The sequence below is a fragment of the Sphingomonas benefaciens genome, from assembly GCF_052907485.1.
This window is the reverse complement of the sequence record NZ_JBREIC010000001.1, coordinates 1-17,727: the sequence shown is the minus strand read 5'-3', so window position 1 is coordinate 17,727 and position 17,727 is coordinate 1. Positions and strand designations below refer to the sequence as shown.

Below are 17,727 nucleotides of genomic sequence, written 5' to 3'. Positions count from 1 at the left end.
TGAAGACAGCCGACTATGCGTGTTTTCAGCCCCTCCCCCGCTCAGATTGTCGCTACTTAAAATGCGCTCCGCCACATTGAGCAAGATCGTCATGATCAATGAGCTTTATCCTTCGAATTAGCACTGCCTTAGCGGATGGGGCGCTCACGACGTTTTAGGCTTTTAGATGACCTCGCTTGTTATTGCCGCCCTGTAATTGCTGTTTACACGTCGACACGCTCGATGCTTTTTGAACAGCCTCTCTAGCGTATTCGCTGGCGAACTCCGGCACCGCGTGCCAGACCAGCTCCCATAACAAACACGGGGTCATTGATGCGCGTCGGTATTTGTGTGTTTGCTCTGCTTCTCGCCTCTGCGGCTGCTGCCCAGACGCCCGGCAGCACCTATCACCGTGCCCCTACGGCAATTGCAAAGGTGCTCGAAACGCCGCCGACGCCCGCCGTCGCGGTCAGCCCCGATCATCGGACGATGGCGATTTTTGAGCGTGAAAATCTGCCGACCATCGCCAATTTGTCGAAACCCATCTTGCGTCTTGGCGGCTATCGCATCGACCCCGCCACCAATGGCCAAGCCGAGGTGCGCGTCCAGTGGTTGACGGGACTGACCTTTAAGGATGTCGGCAATGGTCGCACGACGCGGGTCGCCCTGCCAGCCGGGACGCGGTTCGCCGCGCCGGACTGGTCGCCTGATGGAAGCCGCCTGGCGTTCTACGTGCAAGGGCCCAACGCCCTGGCGCTGTGGGTCGCCGAACGGAACGGCACCGCTCGCGCCGTCGCCGCCGAGCTCAACGGCACCTTCGGGATGCCGTTCGTCTGGGCACCCGACAGCAAGGCGCTGATCGTCAACACGGTGCCCGGCGGCCGTGGCACACCGCCCGCCGCCGCAACGACCCCGACCGGGCCGATCGTCCAAGAAAGCGCCGGCCGCACGTCTGCGGCGCGCACATATGAGGACTTGCTCGGCGACGCCCATGACGAGGCGCTGTTCGACTATTATTTCACCGGCCAGCTGGTCCGCGTCTCTCTAGACGGGAGTGCTCGACCGATCGGCACACCCGGTCTTGTCACGGACTTCAGCGTCTCGCCGGACGGCCGCTACCTCCTGACCGAGCGGCTCAAGCGGCCCTATTCCTATCTGTTGCCGGCGCGCTTCTTCCCGACCGAAATCGCCGTCTCGACGATCGATGGACAGCCGGTAAGGACGCTCGTCGACCGTCCGCTTGCCGATGACCTGCCGGTGGACTTCGACGCGACGGTCAAAGGCCCGCGGGAGGCAATGTGGCGCTCGGACGCTCCGGCGACCCTGGTCTGGGCCGAGGCGCTAGACGGCGGCAACCCGCGCGCCAAGGTAGCTTTCCATGACCGGGTCATGATGCAAGCAGCACCCTTCAGCGCGGCGCCGATCGAACTCGCAAAGACGCCTGCCCGCTATTCGACGACAATGTGGGGCGACGACGGTTTCGCGCTAGTGCTCGACAGCGAGTGGCGGACCCGGACCGAGCATCGCCTTGCAGTCGCGCCATCGCAGCCCGGCAAGACCCGGTTGCTGATGACGCGCAACTACCAGGACCAATATGGCGATCCCGGAGAGCCGATCCTCGAGGAAAACGCCGCGGGTAAGCCGGTGATGCGCTTCACGGCCGGACACGATGCCGTCTTCGTTACAGGTGACGGTGCGACCAAAGCGGGCGCCTTCCCCTTTCTTGCGACCATGCCGCTTGCAGGTGGCGCGCCGGTGCGCCGGTGGACCGCCAAGGCTCCCTATTACGAGACGGTCGTCGCGCTGCTCGACGACCAGGGCCGGCGGATCCTGACTCGGCGCGAGAGTGCTAAGCTCGCCCCCAATTATGTCATCCGCACCGTCAAGGGCGGCGGTGCCAAGCCGATCACCGCCTTCGCCGATCCCGCGCCCGTCTTCGCGGGGGTGACGCAGCGGACGATCACCTACGCGCGCGCCGACGGCGTACCGCTATCGGGAACGCTCTATCTACCCACAGGGTATGACGCCAAGCGCGACGGGCCGCTGCCGACATTGCTCTGGGCTTATCCTGCCGAGTTTACAGACGCCAAGGTCGCGGGCCAGACTGTCGACCAGGGTAACCGCTTCGTCCGTCCGCGAGGCATCAGCCACCTCTTCCTCCTAACACAGGGGTATGCGATCCTCGACAACCCGGCGATGCCGATCATTGGCGAAGGCAGCGCCGAAGCGAACGACACCTACGTCAAACAGCTCCAATTGGACGCGCAGGCGGCGGTCGACGCGGTGGCCAAGCTCGGAGTAGGCGACCCCTCACGCATGGCGGTTGGCGGCCATAGTTATGGTGCCTTTATGACTGCCAACCTCTTGGCCCATACTACCCTGTTCCGTGCCGGTATCGCACGATCAGGGGCGTACAACCGTACCCTGACGCCCTTCGGCTTTCAGGCTGAGCAACGCACCTATTGGCAGGCGACGCCTACCTATACCGAGATGTCGCCCTTCACCTACGCAGATCGTATCAAGGCGCCGATCCTGCTCATCCATGGCGGCGCCGATGACAACAGCGGCACGTTCCCGATCCAGTCGGAGCGGATGTATGCCGCCTTAAAAGGCAATGGCGCGACGGTGCGCTATGTCGTCCTCCCGAACGAGCCGCACGGCTACCGAGCACTAGAGTCCACAGAGGAGACACTTTGGCAGATGACCGATTGGCTCGACCGCTACGTCAAACCCGTAGGCGCCGCTGCAATCTCAGCTAAGTCTGCCGCTGCTGACAAATGACCCACATCCGGTCATTCGCGCCATCTTCGTCGCTCCCCAACTCCAGACGTTCATTCATTTTTGGATCGGAGGTAATGCAGCTAGCAGCAGCGCAGGCCGGACGGTCATTAGCCGTCTTAAATACGATGGTATTTCGAGAAATATGCGCTTGTTCCCGATCTAGAGGGCGGCGTTGGGCTTCCCCTGAGTGATATGATCCATCACGGAGGTTCCGTTACAGTAGCACCCTATTAAAGCAGAGTGCGCTTGCGCCGAGAGCAGCGGCGTCTCCCCTCACTTTCGACACCAGCACTTCTGGGAATTGGCGGTCGCGCCCGCGGACCGGCACGCTGTAGAAGGATAGGCGCGCCGCCAACCGGTCGGCCAGAATAGGAGGGAGGCGTCCGCCGATGATGATCACGTCCGGGTCGATGACGGCGCCAATCGCAGAGATGATGGCGGAAGCCGTCGGGGTCGATCGCTCCAGCCACTTTTCGATCGTCGCATCGGCATCGGGCAGGTTCGTCAGCATGTCGGCCAGGCTGTCATAGACGTGACCGTCTTCCGCAAGCATCGCGCGCAAAGACGCCAGCGTCGGTCGATCGGCCCGCATGGCCGGCGGTAGCATGCCGGTGAACTCGCCGGCATTTCCGCGACTGCCGCGCAGGAGCTGCCCATCCTGAACGATGCCACCGCCCAATCCGGCATCGATATAGAGATAGGCGAGGCTCGAGGCCGTTTCCCCTTGGCCATAGATATATTCACCCAGTGCCGCCGCATTGCCGTCATTGTCGACGACCACCTCCAGTCCGAGCGCCCTACCCAGGTCATGCTCGAGATCGGCGGTGGCCCAATCCTCCATGCCGAGCGGCGCGTTGATCCGCAGCGGATCACGCACGAAGAAGCCCGGCAATGCGAGACCCAGGCCGCAGAGGCGGTCGGGCGGTACGGCGGCAGCCTCGACAAGCCGGTCGATCAGTCCGGCGATGGCCGCGACTACCTCTTCGCGCGATGCCCCAGCGGTGGGCGCGGTTCGGGAGGCGACGACGCGACCCGACAGATGCACGAGATCGACGGTCATCATGTCGGCACGGACCGCGACGCCGAAGGCGTAGGCAGCGTGCGGCGCGATCGACAGCGGCAGGCTGGGCTGGCCGGTCCGGCTCATCATCACTTTGTCATCGGCGATCAGCAGACCGTCGCGCAGCAGCTGGTCGACGAGGCGACTGACGGTCGGCAGTGCCAGGCCCGATCGACGCGCCAGTTCGGCCCGCGACAGCGGAGCATCACGGCGGATCGCGCCGAGCAGATCGCGCTCGTTGGAACTGAGGGCACGGAATGCATTGTGCTGCCACATCGCCCGTCCAAAGCGTGGGTTCGCCGCACCCGACGGTTTACGCACCAATGTCCTCCGATCGCCTTAAGTAATGGCGACTATGTTAGCATAGCGTCGTGCTGTCCACGGTGGACCCATGTCAGCGCCGCGACGACGATCGCTCCAACCAGCGTCGCGGCGGCCATGATCATCGCCAGCGCTTCTCCATCGGTTCTCGCGAACCCTCCGTCGAACATCGCGCCAACCGCGATGATCGCGCAACCCTGCGCCGACTTGGCGATCGCGGTGAAGCGGCCGATGGTCGCGAGCGCATTGCCCCGCGCGGCCAATCGGGCAATGCCCGACCACAGCACGAACAGCACGCCGCCCGCCCCGAAACCGTACAGCAGGGCTGCCGCCGCGCCGACCGCTAGCACCCCGCGCGGTGCCGGTATGAGCAGGCCGCTACCGACGACCATCATCGCCAGCGACCATCCAAGCAACGATCGAGGTCCTGCACGGTCGCTCGCCCTGAGCCACACCGTTTGAGAGAGAACGGCACCGGCTGCGACCGTACTCAAAAAGGTGCCGGCGGAAAGCCCGCCGCCCATGCCGTACATCGCCATATAGGGTTCGACCTGACCGAAGATCGTCGTCACGATCGTCAGGACGGCCATCATCGCGGTGAGGTAGAGCATATCAGTCGCGCGCGCCGGGCCAGGGGCCGACCGAGCCGTCTGCGGGGGACGTTCGGGCGTGATGCGCGCCAGCACGACCGCCCCGCCAAGCGCCATCGTTACAAGCACCACGACCAACAGCAGAAACGACGTGTCAGGACGCGTGCCCGCCATGACCGGCACGAAAGCGATGGCGAGTATCGTTCGGGCGATGGCGCCCGCCGCGTTGCGCACGGCGGTCAGCCGTCGTCGCTGTTCGTCGTCCGACGGCGCCAGCGCGAGCAGCCCATTCTGCGGCACGTCGAGCAGCGCATAGGCGGCACGGAAGCTGAACAGCGTGACGATCCCGGCACCGAGCCTGATCGTCGGCGGCAGAAATGCAACGGCGGCAAACAGCAACAGCGCGCCGGCGCTGACAAGTGCGCCCCAGGCCTGTAGCCGTGCAGACCCGCTGGCGGAGCGGGAATTGCTTACCCAGCGCACCAGGACCAGGTCCGCCAGCCCTGCGAACAGCAACGAACAACCGATCGCCAGTCCGGCGTATAAGGGGGCGACCCTGCAGATTTCGGTCATGAAGAAAGTGAAGTAGAGGTCGCTCGCGGCCCAGAGGAGCGTCTTGCCTCCGTGAGCGGCGCCATAGGTCCAGGCCAGCGCACGGTCGGACGTCGCGCCCTTGGCGGGTAGCGCGCGACGTTTTTCCATTAAATCATCTCCAATCCTGCGGGGCCGAGTTCCCGCCGTGCCGCCTCCAGATCGGCACGGAAGCACGGAGAGCCACGCAGCACGGCAACGACCGCAGCGGCGGCCTGCCGCCCGGCCTAGACCGCGCTCATGCTATGCGCCCCGCAGATGACACGGCTATTACCATATTTTGCGTCTGCGTGGTCGGGCCTTGGTCGGCGAGGACAGGCGCAACTGACGTTCTTCAGCTGGTAAGGCCAGACGGATCACCGAAGCTGTGCGACAGCTGGACCTTGTCCTCACACGCCGGACCGAGGTCGCGCCGGAAGGAACGTCGTCGCGCATAGACCGGTTCGACCGCGTTCACGGCAGCGGCGACGTCTGGCACATCATCGCCTGCGTGTCCCCGTCAACCTTGCCGGTCGCCATACGCCAGCCCACGCTGCCGACGTCAGGGCGTCCGGTGCGGAACATTGCGCGGTCGCGCGTTTCCAGGGTGATCCGGGCGTTGGCGGTGGCGGGAGGAAGCGGCGCAGATCGACGCCGTCACCGCTCAGATAACGCTGGGGCGGATCGGCCCGCGCCGTCGTCACCCCGGCCAGCGTCAGCGACAGCAGCGAAAGGGCAGAGCGCATCATGACAGGAAGAACTGACGCTTGAAGGCGAACATGTCCTTGAGCAGGCAATATTCGGGATTGCCCAGCGTGATGATCGGCGCGCGGCGTGCGATCATCACTTTCCATGCCGCCAGCGAACGACGCCAGGCATCAACCTCTTCCGGAGTCAGCGGGGCGACCTGATAGGCGAGCGTAATGTGGAAGCGGTAGCGATCGTGATCGGGCTCGCGAATGCCGGTCACCTCGGCCAGCCGGTCTCGCAGCCGGCGCAGCCGCGCCTCCATCGCGTCGTCGGCGGGCAGCAGCCGCACCGTCAGCGGGGTCTCGCCGGCGGGTGGCGGCTCCATGTTGACCCGCATCCGGTACGGCCCTGCCTCGTCGCCGAGACGCAATGCACGTAGCCGCTCGCCCAGGATGCGATCACAATCCGCCATCGGCAGGTCGAGCGGCACGCCGGCTGGCCACAACGGATAGCGCCGGGCCTTGTCGTTCGCGGTTCCAAAAATCGTCATGTGATAACTTGACGGCGGCAAGGCGGTTACCTTGCGCGCCCATGGCTCGCCCGGCAGCGCGCGATAGACGTCGAGCAGCGCGTCGAACGCTTCCGCCCCCGCGCCCTGCTGGGGCAGGTGGCAGATGATCGTATTGCCCGCGAACGGCAGCACCTGGCCATCGGCGGCGAACTTGCGGCCGACATCGGGTGGCTGCCGGTCGGCCGCCCCCCCTCGTGCAGCGGCAAGGCCCGTCAGCGCCAGTCCGCTCCCCTTCAACATCATTCTCCGCGTCGTCATAGCTTCACCTTCGCGCCCACCAGAATCTGCCGCGGCACCTTCCAGGTCGATTGCAGCAATTCCTGATCCCGCCCGTAGCGTTGCTCGATCCCCTGTCTCGTCAGGTTCAGCGCGTCGAAGCTGACCGTGAACCCCGGCGTGACGTCATAGGACAGCTGGAGATCGACATTGTTCGTCGGCTGCTGGAACCGATTGGCGTAGAAGCCGGTCGAGGTGAAATTGGGGAAGCGATCGTCCCACAACCGGCTGAGATGGTTCCAGGCGAGGCGGCCGTGCGCCGCGCCCTTGTCGTAGGACAGTGCCGCGTTGAAGATCCGCGCGGGCTGGTTGGGCAGGTTGTTGAAGACCCGCACCGACTGATCGGTCAGCGTGATCGGGAAATAGGCGCGCCCGAACGAGGCATTGCCGCTGACCGCGAATCCGTCGAGCGGCGCGGGCAGGAAGCTGAGATCATAGGATGCGCCGAACTCGACGCCGTAAGCGCGCACGGTGCGATCGGTGTTGCGCGCCTGCGTCACCAATACCGGCACGCCCACGCCCTGCACCGTCTCGAGGGTGCCGAAGGTGAAGACGTCGTCCTTGATCCACTTGTAATAGGCGGCGACGCTGATGATCCCGCGCCCATTATCGATATACCAGTCATGCCCGATGTCGAGATTGGTCGCGCGGCGCGGCTTCAGCTTCGGGTTGCCGGTGGTCAGTGTCGGCGGATTGCTGATCGTGTTGAGCACGCCGCCCCGCAGCGACGAGGCGCCGAAGCTCGGGCGGCTGACCGTCATGCTGGCGCCGACGCGCAACTTGCTGGCGTCGCTGGTGTTGAGCACGGCCGAGATTGACGGCAGGACGTTGGTGTAGCTGTTGCTCGCTGAGACCGGCGTATAGACGCCGTTGGTCGCCTGGGTGCTGCTCGATCCGGCTTGGGTATGCTCGACACGGATGCCGCCTGCGACGAACAGCGAGTCCGTGCGATACTGCGCCTGTACGAACCCCGCCGCGACATCCTCTCTGGTGCTATAAGTACCGCCGGCCTGCCCGGCGGTGTCGATGGTCGCGGTGGCACCAGCACGCGCTGCGGCGAACAGGGCGTCGACCTTGCCCGGATCGATCGCGGGGATCGGCGTGTCGCAGACGAAGCCACAGAGCGTGCCGCTGGCGGCGCTCGCCAACGTATAGGGCAGGCCGGTATAGTTGGTGCGGGCCAGGCTCACCCCTTGCCGGATGACGGTGAAACGCGCGCCGGTGATCGCGCCGAAGCCACGATCCTCCGCCCCGCCATTGTAGCCGAGATTGGCCTGCAGGTCGTAGCGATCCTCGTTCAGCCGGTAGCGCTCGTCGCGGTGAAGGTTCGCGGCATTGAGCGCGAGATTGCCCGCAGCGGCCGGGTTGACCGCCGTGAAGAGCGGCACATTGCCACTGGTGTCATAGGCATATTGCAAGCGACCTTGCGCAAAGGCGTCGACCGTCTGCGGATTGTCGACGCGGCTATGCGACCAGCTCGCGCCGACATCGCTGCGCCAGCCATTGCCGAGATCGCCCTCGGCGCGGGCGTAGACGCCGTAGACGTCGCGCTGCCAGCGATAGCGACCGAGCTGCGCGGTCTGCGTGACATTCGACAGCGTCCCGCTCGTCGCCGTCTGGTTGGCGACGGTCGCCGAGGACTGGACCGCCGCGTTGAGGTCGTTGCGGAACGAGCGCTCGCTCTGGTCGAAATAATAGGTGCTGACGAAGGCGGAGACCGCATCGTTCGGCTTCCAGTCGAACCGCCCTTGCAGGCCCAGCCGCTCGCGCTCGTTCTGATAATTGTAATAGAGCCGCTGCGACGGCACTGCATAGCCTGTGCCCCCATAGGGCGTCGTCAGCGTGCTGGCCGCGGTGTACCAGTTGCGCGTGCCGCCGGTTTCGACCTGCGGCACGTTGATCTGCCGCTTCCAATAGGTCGCCGACAGATAGAGTCCGAACTGATGGTCCGGCCCGAACTGCGTCGCCCCGGCGATTTCCGCCTGGCCGCCAAAATGGTTGCCGCCATTGCCCTTGCTGTCGAGCGCCGCGCCGCCCTTGACCGAAGCGGTCAGCGTGGCGCGTTTGAAGTCGAAGGCGCTGGCCGTCACGAAATTCGTCAGGCCACCGATGAAATTGGCGTCGTTGGACGGCAGCGCGATTTGACGACGTCGATATGTGAGGCGAGGTTCGAGGGCAGCACCTCCATCGAGATCTGCCGCCCACCTGCCGCGCTCTGACCCAAGTTGATGTCCGTCGAGGCAAGGCTGAAGCCGTCGATCAGCAGGTCGTTATAGGTCTGGTTGAACCCACGCACGATCACGAAGCGTGGCTCGCCCTGATAGAGCAGCGTGTTGACTCCGGTCACGCGCTTCAACGCGTCGCCTGCGTTGAAATCGGGCAACTGCCCGATCTCACTGGCCGATACGGTATCGATGATCTGGTCGGAGGCTCGTTTGATCCGCACCGCCTTCTGATTGGAGGCGCGCGTGCCGGTGACGACGATGTCGGCGCCATCAGACGCGGCAGCAGGTTGGGCTGTCGAAACCTCCTGCGCGTTAGCGGTCAGCGGAAATGTCAGAATCAGAGTCGAGCCGAGCAGCAGCGCCCGGCGGTAAGCGCGAATCATGGTCCCGTCCTGTTATTAGAAGAGACTAACTTATTGTACGTTACGATTGCAAGAGTGTGACTGTCGTCGGGCCGTGAGCAGCTTCTCGGTCTGACCAAGCTTGTCGCCATGTTGACACGGCGATAGCGATTGGTGGGGGCATTCCCGATTGGGAAACTGTGACGGGAATCCCGCCGCGCCGATCGCGCTGACGGCCGCCTGCGGGTTCCACTTTTCTAAAACCTGTTCCCGAATGCATCTTCCCGAAACCGCCACGTGAACACGGAGAAACGGGGAAACCCAACCGCCCCAGGTACTACCTGTCTGAAACGCGATCGGCACGGTGAGCGGCCAAGATTGATCACGCCGCGATCGGTCGCTCAGCCGCTGCGTAGACCCAAAATCCGCCACTCAGGTCCATTAAGCAGCCTCCCGTAACCGGACATACGTTCATCGCGATCCGAAGAGCTGATTGTGTCAGCGAACCCGTCGTTTGGGCGTGCCCGCTACGGCACGGGCACGCCCTAGTACTCACATGTCAGCCGCGGTCGGGCGAACGATCACCTCATTGATATCGACGCCCTCCGGCTGCTCAATGGCATAGCGAACCGCTCGCGCGATCGCATCCGGCGTCAGCGACTTCTTCCGCCATCCGGTCAGTGCCGCCGCAACCTCAGGATCGGTGATGTCATGACCCAGCTCGGTGGCGACGACGCCCGGCGAAATCAACGTCGAACGGACCTCGTCATGCTCCTGCCGCAGCCCTTCGGTGATCGCGCGCACGGCGTGTTTGGTGGCGCAATAAACCGCGGCGGTCGGCATCACCATATGCGCCGCGACCGAGGCGACGTTGATGACATGGCCGCTCCGCCGAGCCACGAACCGCGGCAGGACCGCAGCGATACCATTGAGGACGCCGTGGATGTTGACATCGACCATCCGCTTCCATTCGTCGCGCTTCAATGAGGCGAGCAGCGAGAGCGGCATCACACCCGCATTGTTGACCAGCACGTCGACACGTCCGAAGCGGGATTCCGCAGCCTCCACGAACGCGTCGAAATCGGTACCGTCGGTGACGTCGACTTCGCGCCAGGCGACGGTCTCGCCCAGTTCCTCCGCCAGTGCCTTCAAACGCTCTCCACGACGCGCGCCGATGAAGAGCCGGGCGCCGGTCTCAGCCAGTTCGCGCGCAGTTGCCTCGCCGATCCCGCTCGACGCGCCTGTGATGAGGACGACCTTGTCGATATTTCCTGCCATGATGCAGCCCTTCCGTTGTGGTGACGGGACGCAGATGGGCCATCGCCCATTTCGGGCGGTAGAACGATCGCCCGAATGGCTTGCACAATCCTCCAGAATTATCGCCGGGCGCTTGCCCACCGCGCGCGATTGGGGAAGGATCGTCGGCATGGACCGGATCGCCGAACTCTCCGCCCTCATCGACCGATACGTCGTCGGCACAGGCATTTGCAGCACGGCGATGCCGCATGTGTCGCTGATCCGCGCCGACGCGCCGAGCACCCCCACGCCCGCCGTCTACGAGGCGTCCCTTTGCATAATAGCCCAAGGGTCGAAGCGGGTGTCGCTCGGCGAGCACAGCGTGGTCTATGACGCGGCCCGTTACCTCTTGGTCTCGGTCGACTTGCCGCTGGTCGGTCATGTGCTCGATGCGAGCCCCGAGCGCCCCTATCTCTGCTGCAAGATCGATCTCGATGCCGCGATGCTGGCCGATCTCATGGCGAGCGAAGGCGGCGCGGTGGCCCGTACGGATCTGCCGGTGCTAGGCGTCTACCCCGGCGATCCCGACCTGATCGACGCGGCATGCCGACTAGTCGGTCTGCTCGACCGACCCGACACGATCCGCGCGCTGGCGCCGCTGATCGAACGCGAGATCCTCTATCGCCTGCTCACCGGACCTCACGGCCCGATGCTTCGTCACGTCGCAACCGCTGGCAGCCATCTCAATCAGGTCAGCCGCGCGATCGCCGCCATCCGCCGACGTTTCGATGCGCCGATCCGCATCGACGATGTCGCTGCCGAGGCCGGCATGAGCTCCTCTTCGCTCCACGTACACTTCAAGGCCGTCACCCGCATGACGCCGCTGGAGTATCAAAAACAGCTGCGGTTGCAGGAGGCCAGACGCCTGATGCTAGCGGAGGGTGCCACAGCGAGCACGGCCGGCTTTGCCGTCGGCTATGAGAGCCCATCGCAATTCAGCCGCGAATACAGGCGACTGTTCGGTGCGCCTCCGCGCGCCGATATCGAACGGCTCGACGCTGCGCCAGCAGCGGCCATGGCGCTGTGACATCGGCTTGGTTCGTGACCAGTGCTGCGCAATGCTGTGATCAACTGAGGCTGGCAAGAAAGACCCACGATTGGTCGCTCAGAGCGCCTCGTCTGCTTCCCACTTTTTGCCGTTCGTTCACCTGAGTAGCATTGGGCGAACCAAGCAATCGCCTCGACCCATCGCCCCAAATAAACAACCCCGGCGGGGTTCTGCTGTCGTGAGGATGGTGCGCTAACGCACTGAACCGGCGCATTTTACGCGTCATTTACCTTGCTATCCATAGCCGCTGCGCGAGCAGTGAGGTGAATATGTTTCGTCGTTCAACAGCGTCTCGACAGCCCTGCTCGAGCTTCCTTGCGCGTCTGGCGCGCGATCGGCGCGGCAACACCATGGCGATTATGGCGGCATTCCTTGTGCCGTTGATTGGCCTGTCGGGTTCGGCGGTCGATGCCGCCCGGATCTATGTCGTCAAGGCACGGCTGCAGCAGGCGTGCGACGCCGGAGCGCTCGCCGGACGCAAGGCGATGACCGATACCAGCCCATCAACGCCGCTCGACGCGACCGCCACGCAAACAGCTAATTCGTTCTTTAACAACAACTTTCGGTCTGGCTGGTTTCAGAATACCAACGCGACGTTCACCCCGACAAAGGGGGTACAGGGCAACGCCAACTACGCCAATGAAGTAAACGGTACAGCATCCGCGCAAGTGCCGATGACCCTTATGCGCTTCTTCGGTCTGGCGCCGGTCACCATCGCGGTGACGTGCCAAGCGGTGTACGACACGGGTGACAATGACGTCATGTTCGTGCTCGACGTGACAGGCTCGATGTCCTGCTATCCAAGTGATCCGGACAGCTGCGCCACCTCCACGTCTTCGTTCACGCGCAATGACGGTACGACAGGTTATTACAACCCCGAAAAGGCCCCTAGCGGGAGCACGTCATCGAAGCTCCAGTCGCTACGCCAAGCCGTGATGCTGTTCGACACGACGATGCGGTCGAGCGCCGATCCGTCGAGCCATTTCCGCTATGGTTTCGTGCCGTACAATTCCGCTGTCAACGTCGGCAGTTCGATACCGTCACAATATCTGCAGAGTACGAGCTGGACCTACCAGAGCCGGCAGGTCAACCGCGACTACAATTATGGCGGCGCCACCTCGGTCAGCCTGACCGGTATCCCGCAGAGCTATTGCGTGGCGCAACGTTATCCGGCGACGGGCTATTCGAAGACCGGCCCGAGTTGGAACACAAGCTACTATCAAGCTGAATACTATTACAATCTGACGTGGAGCGCGGCAAACGGCGGCACCTGCTCCGGTACGCAGCAACCCCTGCGCGCCGTATGGCGGTACCAGCCCTATTCACTGCCGCTGTCGCAATATGTCGCCGGCAATGCGGTCACCAATCCGAGCCGGCTGGACGGTTCGCAGTCGAAATGGCGGGGCTGCATCGAAGAGGTCAATACGGTCGCCGCCGCGTCATTTTCGCCGACCAACCTTCCGGACGACCTGAACCCGGATTTCGTCCCGACCTCGGCATCCGACATGTGGAGGCCGATGTGGCCGGACGCGATCTGGCTGCGCTCGTCGACGAATACCGTCGACGTCAACGACGATCAGGTAAACGAATACAATCCGCAATATTATACCGACGTGACGATGAAGGCGGGAAACCCGTATGACCAATATGGTTATGCGCCCTGCCCCTTCCGCGCCCAGCGCTTGCAGACGATGACCGCGCAGCAGGTGCAAGATTACGTCAACGACAATGACTTCAAGCCCTACGGCGGCACGTATCACGACACCGGCATGATCTGGGGAACGCGCATGCTGTCGCCTAACGGGGTGTTTGCCGCAGACACGGCGGCGTGGCCAGGCCGGCCGGCCCCCTCCCGCTCCATTGTCTTCATGACCGATGGTTCCATGGCGCCCAATCCTTCGATCTACGGTCAGTATGGCGTGGAGCGGCTCGACCTGCGCGTGGATGGAAGCACCGCCAACATGGGAAGCGCGCCGAGCTGGGACAGCGCCTATCATGCCGCCCGATTCCGCGCCGAATGCGACGCGGCCAAGGCACGCGGCATAACCATCTACACTGTCGCGCTTGGCACGGCGATTACCAGCGACCTGCAATATTGCGCGTCACCCGGCCAATCGTTTTCGGCATACAGCACACAGCAACTGACCGCGGCATTCCAGACAATCGCCCAGCGCGTGTCGATGCTGAGGATCAGCCAATGATCAGGAAAACAACGAGATCGTTGGCCAGTGACCGGCGAGCCGCGACACTGGTTGAGTTCGCCATCGTCTGTCCGGTCATGCTGATCCTGATGATGGGTTTAGGCGAACTTGCGTATCAGGGTTACGTTCAGTCAGTGCTGACCGGCGCGATCCAGCGCGCGGGTCGCAACTCTACGATTCAGGCAGCCGACACGACGCAATTAGATCAGGCTGTCATGCAACAGGTTTGGAAGGTGGTGCGCAACGCCACCTATGTTTCGACCCGCAAAAGCTACTCCAATTTTTCGAGTGTAGCGCCAGAGCCGTTCGTCGATACCGCCGGCACGGGCGTCTACAATCAGGCGCAGGACTGTTTCACCGACATCAACGGCAATGGCACGTGGGACACCGATCCGGGGTCGGCGGGCGGTGGCGGGGCAAGTGACGTCAGCGTGTACACGATGACAATCACCTATCGGCGATTGTTTCCGGTTGCGGGCCTGATCGGAATGCCAGGCACTGCCACTTTGACCGGCTCCACGACGCTCAAGAACCAACCCTACGCCACCCAAGCGGCGCAAACGGCGACTCAGATATGCCCGCATTGATGGTCATGGCTTCCCAGCTGTCGGGCAAGCTGCGCGCGCTTCGCGGCGATATGCGAGGCGTTGCATTGATCGAATTCGCCTATTCGCTGCCCATTGTTTTGGCGATCGGCGCCTGGGGCGTGGAATTGTCGAACCTCGCCCTCTGCCACCTTCGAGTCAGTCAATATGCTCTCAACCTCGCCGATCATGCGACGCGGGTGGGTCAAACCTCCAGCGGGGTGACCAACTTTCGCGAGAACGATGCGAATGACGTGCTTCGTGGTGCCAAGCTGGAAGGGGCAGGTATTGCGCTGACGACGCGCGGCCGGATCACTATCACCAGCCTTGAGAACGTGCAGCAAAGTTACGATACGCAACCTGTGCAACGCATCCATTGGCAGCGGTGCCTCGGCGTGCCAAGCGGCGCTGGATACGATTCAAGCTATGGTACGGTGACGTCATCCGCCGGCAGCGACGGAACGCAGGGCAATGCCGGGATCACTGCTCCCAATGGGATCGGCGATCCAAACCGTATGGTCTCCGCGCCTGCCAGTTCCGGCGTCATGTTCGTCGAGATCAACTATCTGTACAAACCGCTGTTCGGATCATTCTTCGTCGCGCCGCGGATAATCCACTACACCGCCTCCTTCCTGGTACGCGATAACCGCAGCTTCGTGCAGATCTACAATCCATCACCAAGCGCGACGCCGTCGACCTGCGACAAGCATACCGCTTGAACAGCCCTGGCCGCTTTGCGCCACCTGCCCCTTGAACTCAGCCTGGTTTCAGCCATCGATGCTCAAAGTCAGCCTATTGATCGCCTGCGGCACCCTGATGCTTGCGGCATTGTTTGCCCCTTCGCTACACACCGCCTTGCGCGCGCACGGCAGTGCCCATGCCACTTCTGCAAGCGTTGCGACCAGTATGGCACCGACGACCGCGTCCCAGGCGGCTCGCCCGGACGCCTATGCTCCGGCTCTGGCTCCACAAGGGGATACCACCCCGCCCGCCTCGGGTGATCATCTGGTCATCACGCTCCAACGCTAAGCGGATTTGCGCATCACCACCCACCGACGACGGACTATGGCGGCCCCGCCCGCCCCAAAACACGAGAATGTCGATGCGTTCGCGCCTGCAGCCGGGCACCGGGGGATGGCCGCTACCGCACCACAGCGAGCGGTATGCTTGCATTAGAGGCACCAAAGCGGCGATGTGATGCGATGACCACCGAGCCGCTCGCGTTGATCACCGACGTCATTCGCCGAGCTGCTGAATGGATTCGGCACGACCTGCTGGCCGAAGAGCCTGCTGGGCGGCAGCGCGCCGCGAAATTGTTCAGGGGGGGAGTCCGAGTGAAGGGGGAGCCGCGCTGCCGCGGTGACCAAGGTGGCGATCTACGCTCGCTACAGTTCCGATCGGCAGTCCCAGCACTCGATCGAGGGCCAGGTGTGACTTTGCCGTACGCGCGCCGAGCACGAGGACTGGCTTATCGTGGACGTCTTTCCCGACTTCGCCTTGTCGCTGCCCCGCGCGATAGACCAGGGCTGAACGCCATGTTGGCACGCGCAGCCGAGTTCGATGTCATCCTGGTGGAGGCGCTCGATCGAATCAGCCGCGACTAGGAGGACGTCGCCGCGATATCGAAGCGGGTGGGATTCGCCGGCAGTCGGCTGCACACCGTATCGGGGATGCCATCGGAGAAATCCAGATCGGCTTCACGAGTGCGATATCCGCCGTCTTTCTCAAGAACCTCGGCGACAAGACGCGGCGAGGTCAGGTGGAACGCGTCGCCGCGGAACGCATCATGGGCGGCCTCTGCTACGGCTCGAGCCGGACGTCCGGGTCACGACGGGCGGTCAGGTCGAGCAGGGACGCCGGCGTGTCGTGCCCGCGCAGGCCGAGGTTGTACGGCGGATCTTCGACTGGCGGATCGAGGGCCGAAGCGCGTCCTGGGTCCTCAAGCGCCTGAACGTGGAAGGCGTCCCGACCCGACTGGCGGTGTCTGGCGCATCTCTTTGATTTGCGGACGTCGCAAGGGGCGCACCGGCATCCTTAACGACGAACTCAACGCCGGCCGCATCGTCTTCCATCGGCAACGGTTCGTTCGCGATCAGGTGACGCGGCGCCGCGTGTCGCGTCCGAACCCGGAGTCCGAATGGAAGATGCAGGACGTCCCGGAACTCCGCATCGTCGACGCGGCGACGTGGGCGACGGTGGCGGCCGTGGAATCTGCACCGAAGCGGATCGCCAGCGTTCGCCGAGTCCCGGGCAAGCGGCTGCTGTCCGGACTGATCAGGTGCGGCGAATGCGGCGGGACGTTCACGGTGGTCGGCGCAGAGCGCTGGAGATGCAGCACCGCGCGTTCCTCCGGGACATGCGACAACAGCCGGACGATCAGTACCTTAAGGCTAAAGAGTCGGGTGTTGGGCGCGCTGCGAGAGCGGCTGCTGCAGCCAGATTTCGTCGCGGCTTTCGTGGAGGAGTACCGTCGGGAGCGCGAGGCGCAGAGGGCGGCGACCGCGAAGGCGCGCGCGATCGCGGCGAGCAGGCGTTCCAAGGTCATGGCGCGTGTCGGGACTGACCGGCATGATGGAGGGCGGCGTGGGCGACTACGCGGAGATCAAGGCGCGGCTCGCGGCGGCGCTCGCGGAGCGTGCCGAGATCGACCGCGAAGCCGAAGAGGGTGCGGTCGTTCTCGAGGCTGCCATGCATCCCAACCTGGCAGAAGCGTATAGGCGGAACGTAGAGCGCCTCACCAAGGCATTAACCGAAACCGACATGGAGGCTGGCGACGCCCGGCAGGCCATTCGGAACCTGATCGAGTTGATCACTGCCGAGCCGCGTCGCGAAGGGGGTGGTCTCGACCTAATTGTTCACGGCCGCCTGGCGCAGATCCTCCACATCGCGAACGGTCGACCTGGCATCAGTCAGGGCGGTCCCGCGAGAGGGTTAGACCCGAAGACGACCGACATCGCCGACGATCCGTCTGAGAGCCGGGAATAACGTATGTTCGGGTTGGTTGCGGGGGGGCGCAACGGCCGGAAACAACAAAAGGCGCCCGAAGGCGCCGATCGTATGTTTGGAATGGTTGCGGGGACAGGATTTGAACCTGTGACCTTCAGGTTATGAGCCTGACGAGCTACCGGGCTGCTCCACCCCGCGACACTTGGAGATCCATGGCAATTTTAGTGTTGCTGGATATCCGGGGACGG

At 63.7% G+C, this 17,727-nt stretch carries 12 protein-coding genes, 1 tRNA gene and 1 pseudogene; 7 read left to right on the top strand and 7 right to left on the bottom strand.

Translation table 11 applies throughout. The features are described from left to right. The first annotated feature begins 468 nt into the window (after positions 1–468). Positions 469–2,760 (top strand): S9 family peptidase, encoded by a 2,292-nt coding sequence (locus tag ACU5AX_RS00075; RefSeq protein WP_446689158.1) that lies wholly within the window; start codon positions 469–471, stop codon positions 2,758–2,760. Between the two features lie 214 nt (positions 2,761–2,974). On the opposite strand, the gene ACU5AX_RS00070 is transcribed toward ACU5AX_RS00075, so the two are convergent. The 6 genes from ACU5AX_RS00070 to ACU5AX_RS00045 all read right to left on the bottom strand — a co-directional run bounded on the left by ACU5AX_RS00070 (position 2,975) and on the right by ACU5AX_RS00045 (position 10,682). After that, a complete protein-coding gene (locus tag ACU5AX_RS00070; protein ID WP_446689157.1) occupies positions 2,975–4,141 on the bottom strand; it encodes an ROK family transcriptional regulator in 1,167 nt (388 codons plus the stop codon). Between the two features lie 32 nt (positions 4,142–4,173). Next, entirely contained in the window at positions 4,174–5,433 is a 1,260-nt protein-coding gene (locus ACU5AX_RS00065; RefSeq protein WP_446689156.1) for an MFS transporter, read from the bottom strand. A gap of 613 nt (positions 5,434–6,046) precedes the next feature. Continuing rightward, positions 6,047–6,820, bottom strand: coding sequence for a DUF1868 domain-containing protein (locus ACU5AX_RS00060; protein ID WP_446689155.1), 774 nt, complete (start codon positions 6,818–6,820; stop codon positions 6,047–6,049). Beyond that, positions 6,817–8,928 (bottom strand): TonB-dependent receptor, encoded by a 2,112-nt coding sequence (locus ACU5AX_RS00055; RefSeq protein ID WP_446689154.1) that lies wholly within the window; start codon positions 8,926–8,928, stop codon positions 6,817–6,819. The genes ACU5AX_RS00060 and ACU5AX_RS00055 overlap by 4 nt, the downstream gene beginning before the upstream one ends. An 8-nt stretch (positions 8,929–8,936) precedes the next feature. Continuing rightward, positions 8,937–9,446 carry a TonB-dependent receptor plug domain-containing protein gene (locus ACU5AX_RS00050; RefSeq protein WP_446689153.1) on the bottom strand — a complete coding sequence of 170 codons (510 nt, stop codon included), beginning with the start codon at positions 9,444–9,446 and terminating at the stop codon, positions 8,937–8,939. Positions 9,447–9,956: 510 nt separating this feature from the next. After that, positions 9,957–10,682: an SDR family oxidoreductase gene (locus ACU5AX_RS00045; RefSeq protein WP_446690428.1), complete on the bottom strand. Its 726-nt coding sequence runs from the start codon at positions 10,680–10,682 to the stop codon at positions 9,957–9,959. Positions 10,683–10,830: 148 nt separating this feature from the next. Here ACU5AX_RS00045 and ACU5AX_RS00040 point away from each other — a divergent pair, with 148 nt between their 5' ends. The 6 genes and pseudogenes from ACU5AX_RS00040 (at position 10,831) to ACU5AX_RS00010 (ending at position 17,518) form a co-directional block, all read left to right on the top strand. Beyond that, a complete protein-coding gene (locus ACU5AX_RS00040; protein ID WP_446689152.1) occupies positions 10,831–11,727 on the top strand; it encodes an AraC family transcriptional regulator in 897 nt (298 codons plus the stop codon). 371 nt (positions 11,728–12,098) lie between these two features. Then, on the top strand, positions 12,099–13,949 hold the full coding sequence (locus ACU5AX_RS00035; protein WP_446689151.1) for a Tad domain-containing protein: 1,851 nt from the start codon (positions 12,099–12,101) through the stop codon (positions 13,947–13,949). After that, entirely contained in the window at positions 13,946–14,536 is a 591-nt protein-coding gene (locus ACU5AX_RS00030) for a TadE/TadG family type IV pilus assembly protein (protein WP_446689150.1), read from the top strand. The genes ACU5AX_RS00035 and ACU5AX_RS00030 overlap by 4 nt, the downstream gene beginning before the upstream one ends. Next, positions 14,524–15,252 carry a TadE/TadG family type IV pilus assembly protein gene (locus tag ACU5AX_RS00025; RefSeq protein ID WP_446689149.1) on the top strand — a complete coding sequence of 243 codons (729 nt, stop codon included), beginning with the start codon at positions 14,524–14,526 and terminating at the stop codon, positions 15,250–15,252. Before ACU5AX_RS00030 ends, ACU5AX_RS00025 begins: the two co-directional genes overlap by 13 nt. A 951-nt stretch (positions 15,253–16,203) precedes the next feature. After that, positions 16,204–16,893: pseudogene (locus ACU5AX_RS20710) on the top strand (recombinase zinc ribbon domain-containing protein); the annotation flags it as partial. A gap of 190 nt (positions 16,894–17,083) precedes the next feature. Beyond that, positions 17,084–17,518: a hypothetical protein gene (locus tag ACU5AX_RS00010; RefSeq protein ID WP_446690498.1), complete on the top strand. Its 435-nt coding sequence runs from the start codon at positions 17,084–17,086 to the stop codon at positions 17,516–17,518. 82 nt (positions 17,519–17,600) lie between these two features. Here the strand turns inward: ACU5AX_RS00010 and ACU5AX_RS00005 are convergent. Beyond that, positions 17,601–17,677, bottom strand: a tRNA-Met gene (locus ACU5AX_RS00005). Positions 17,678–17,727: the final 50 nt, after the last annotated feature.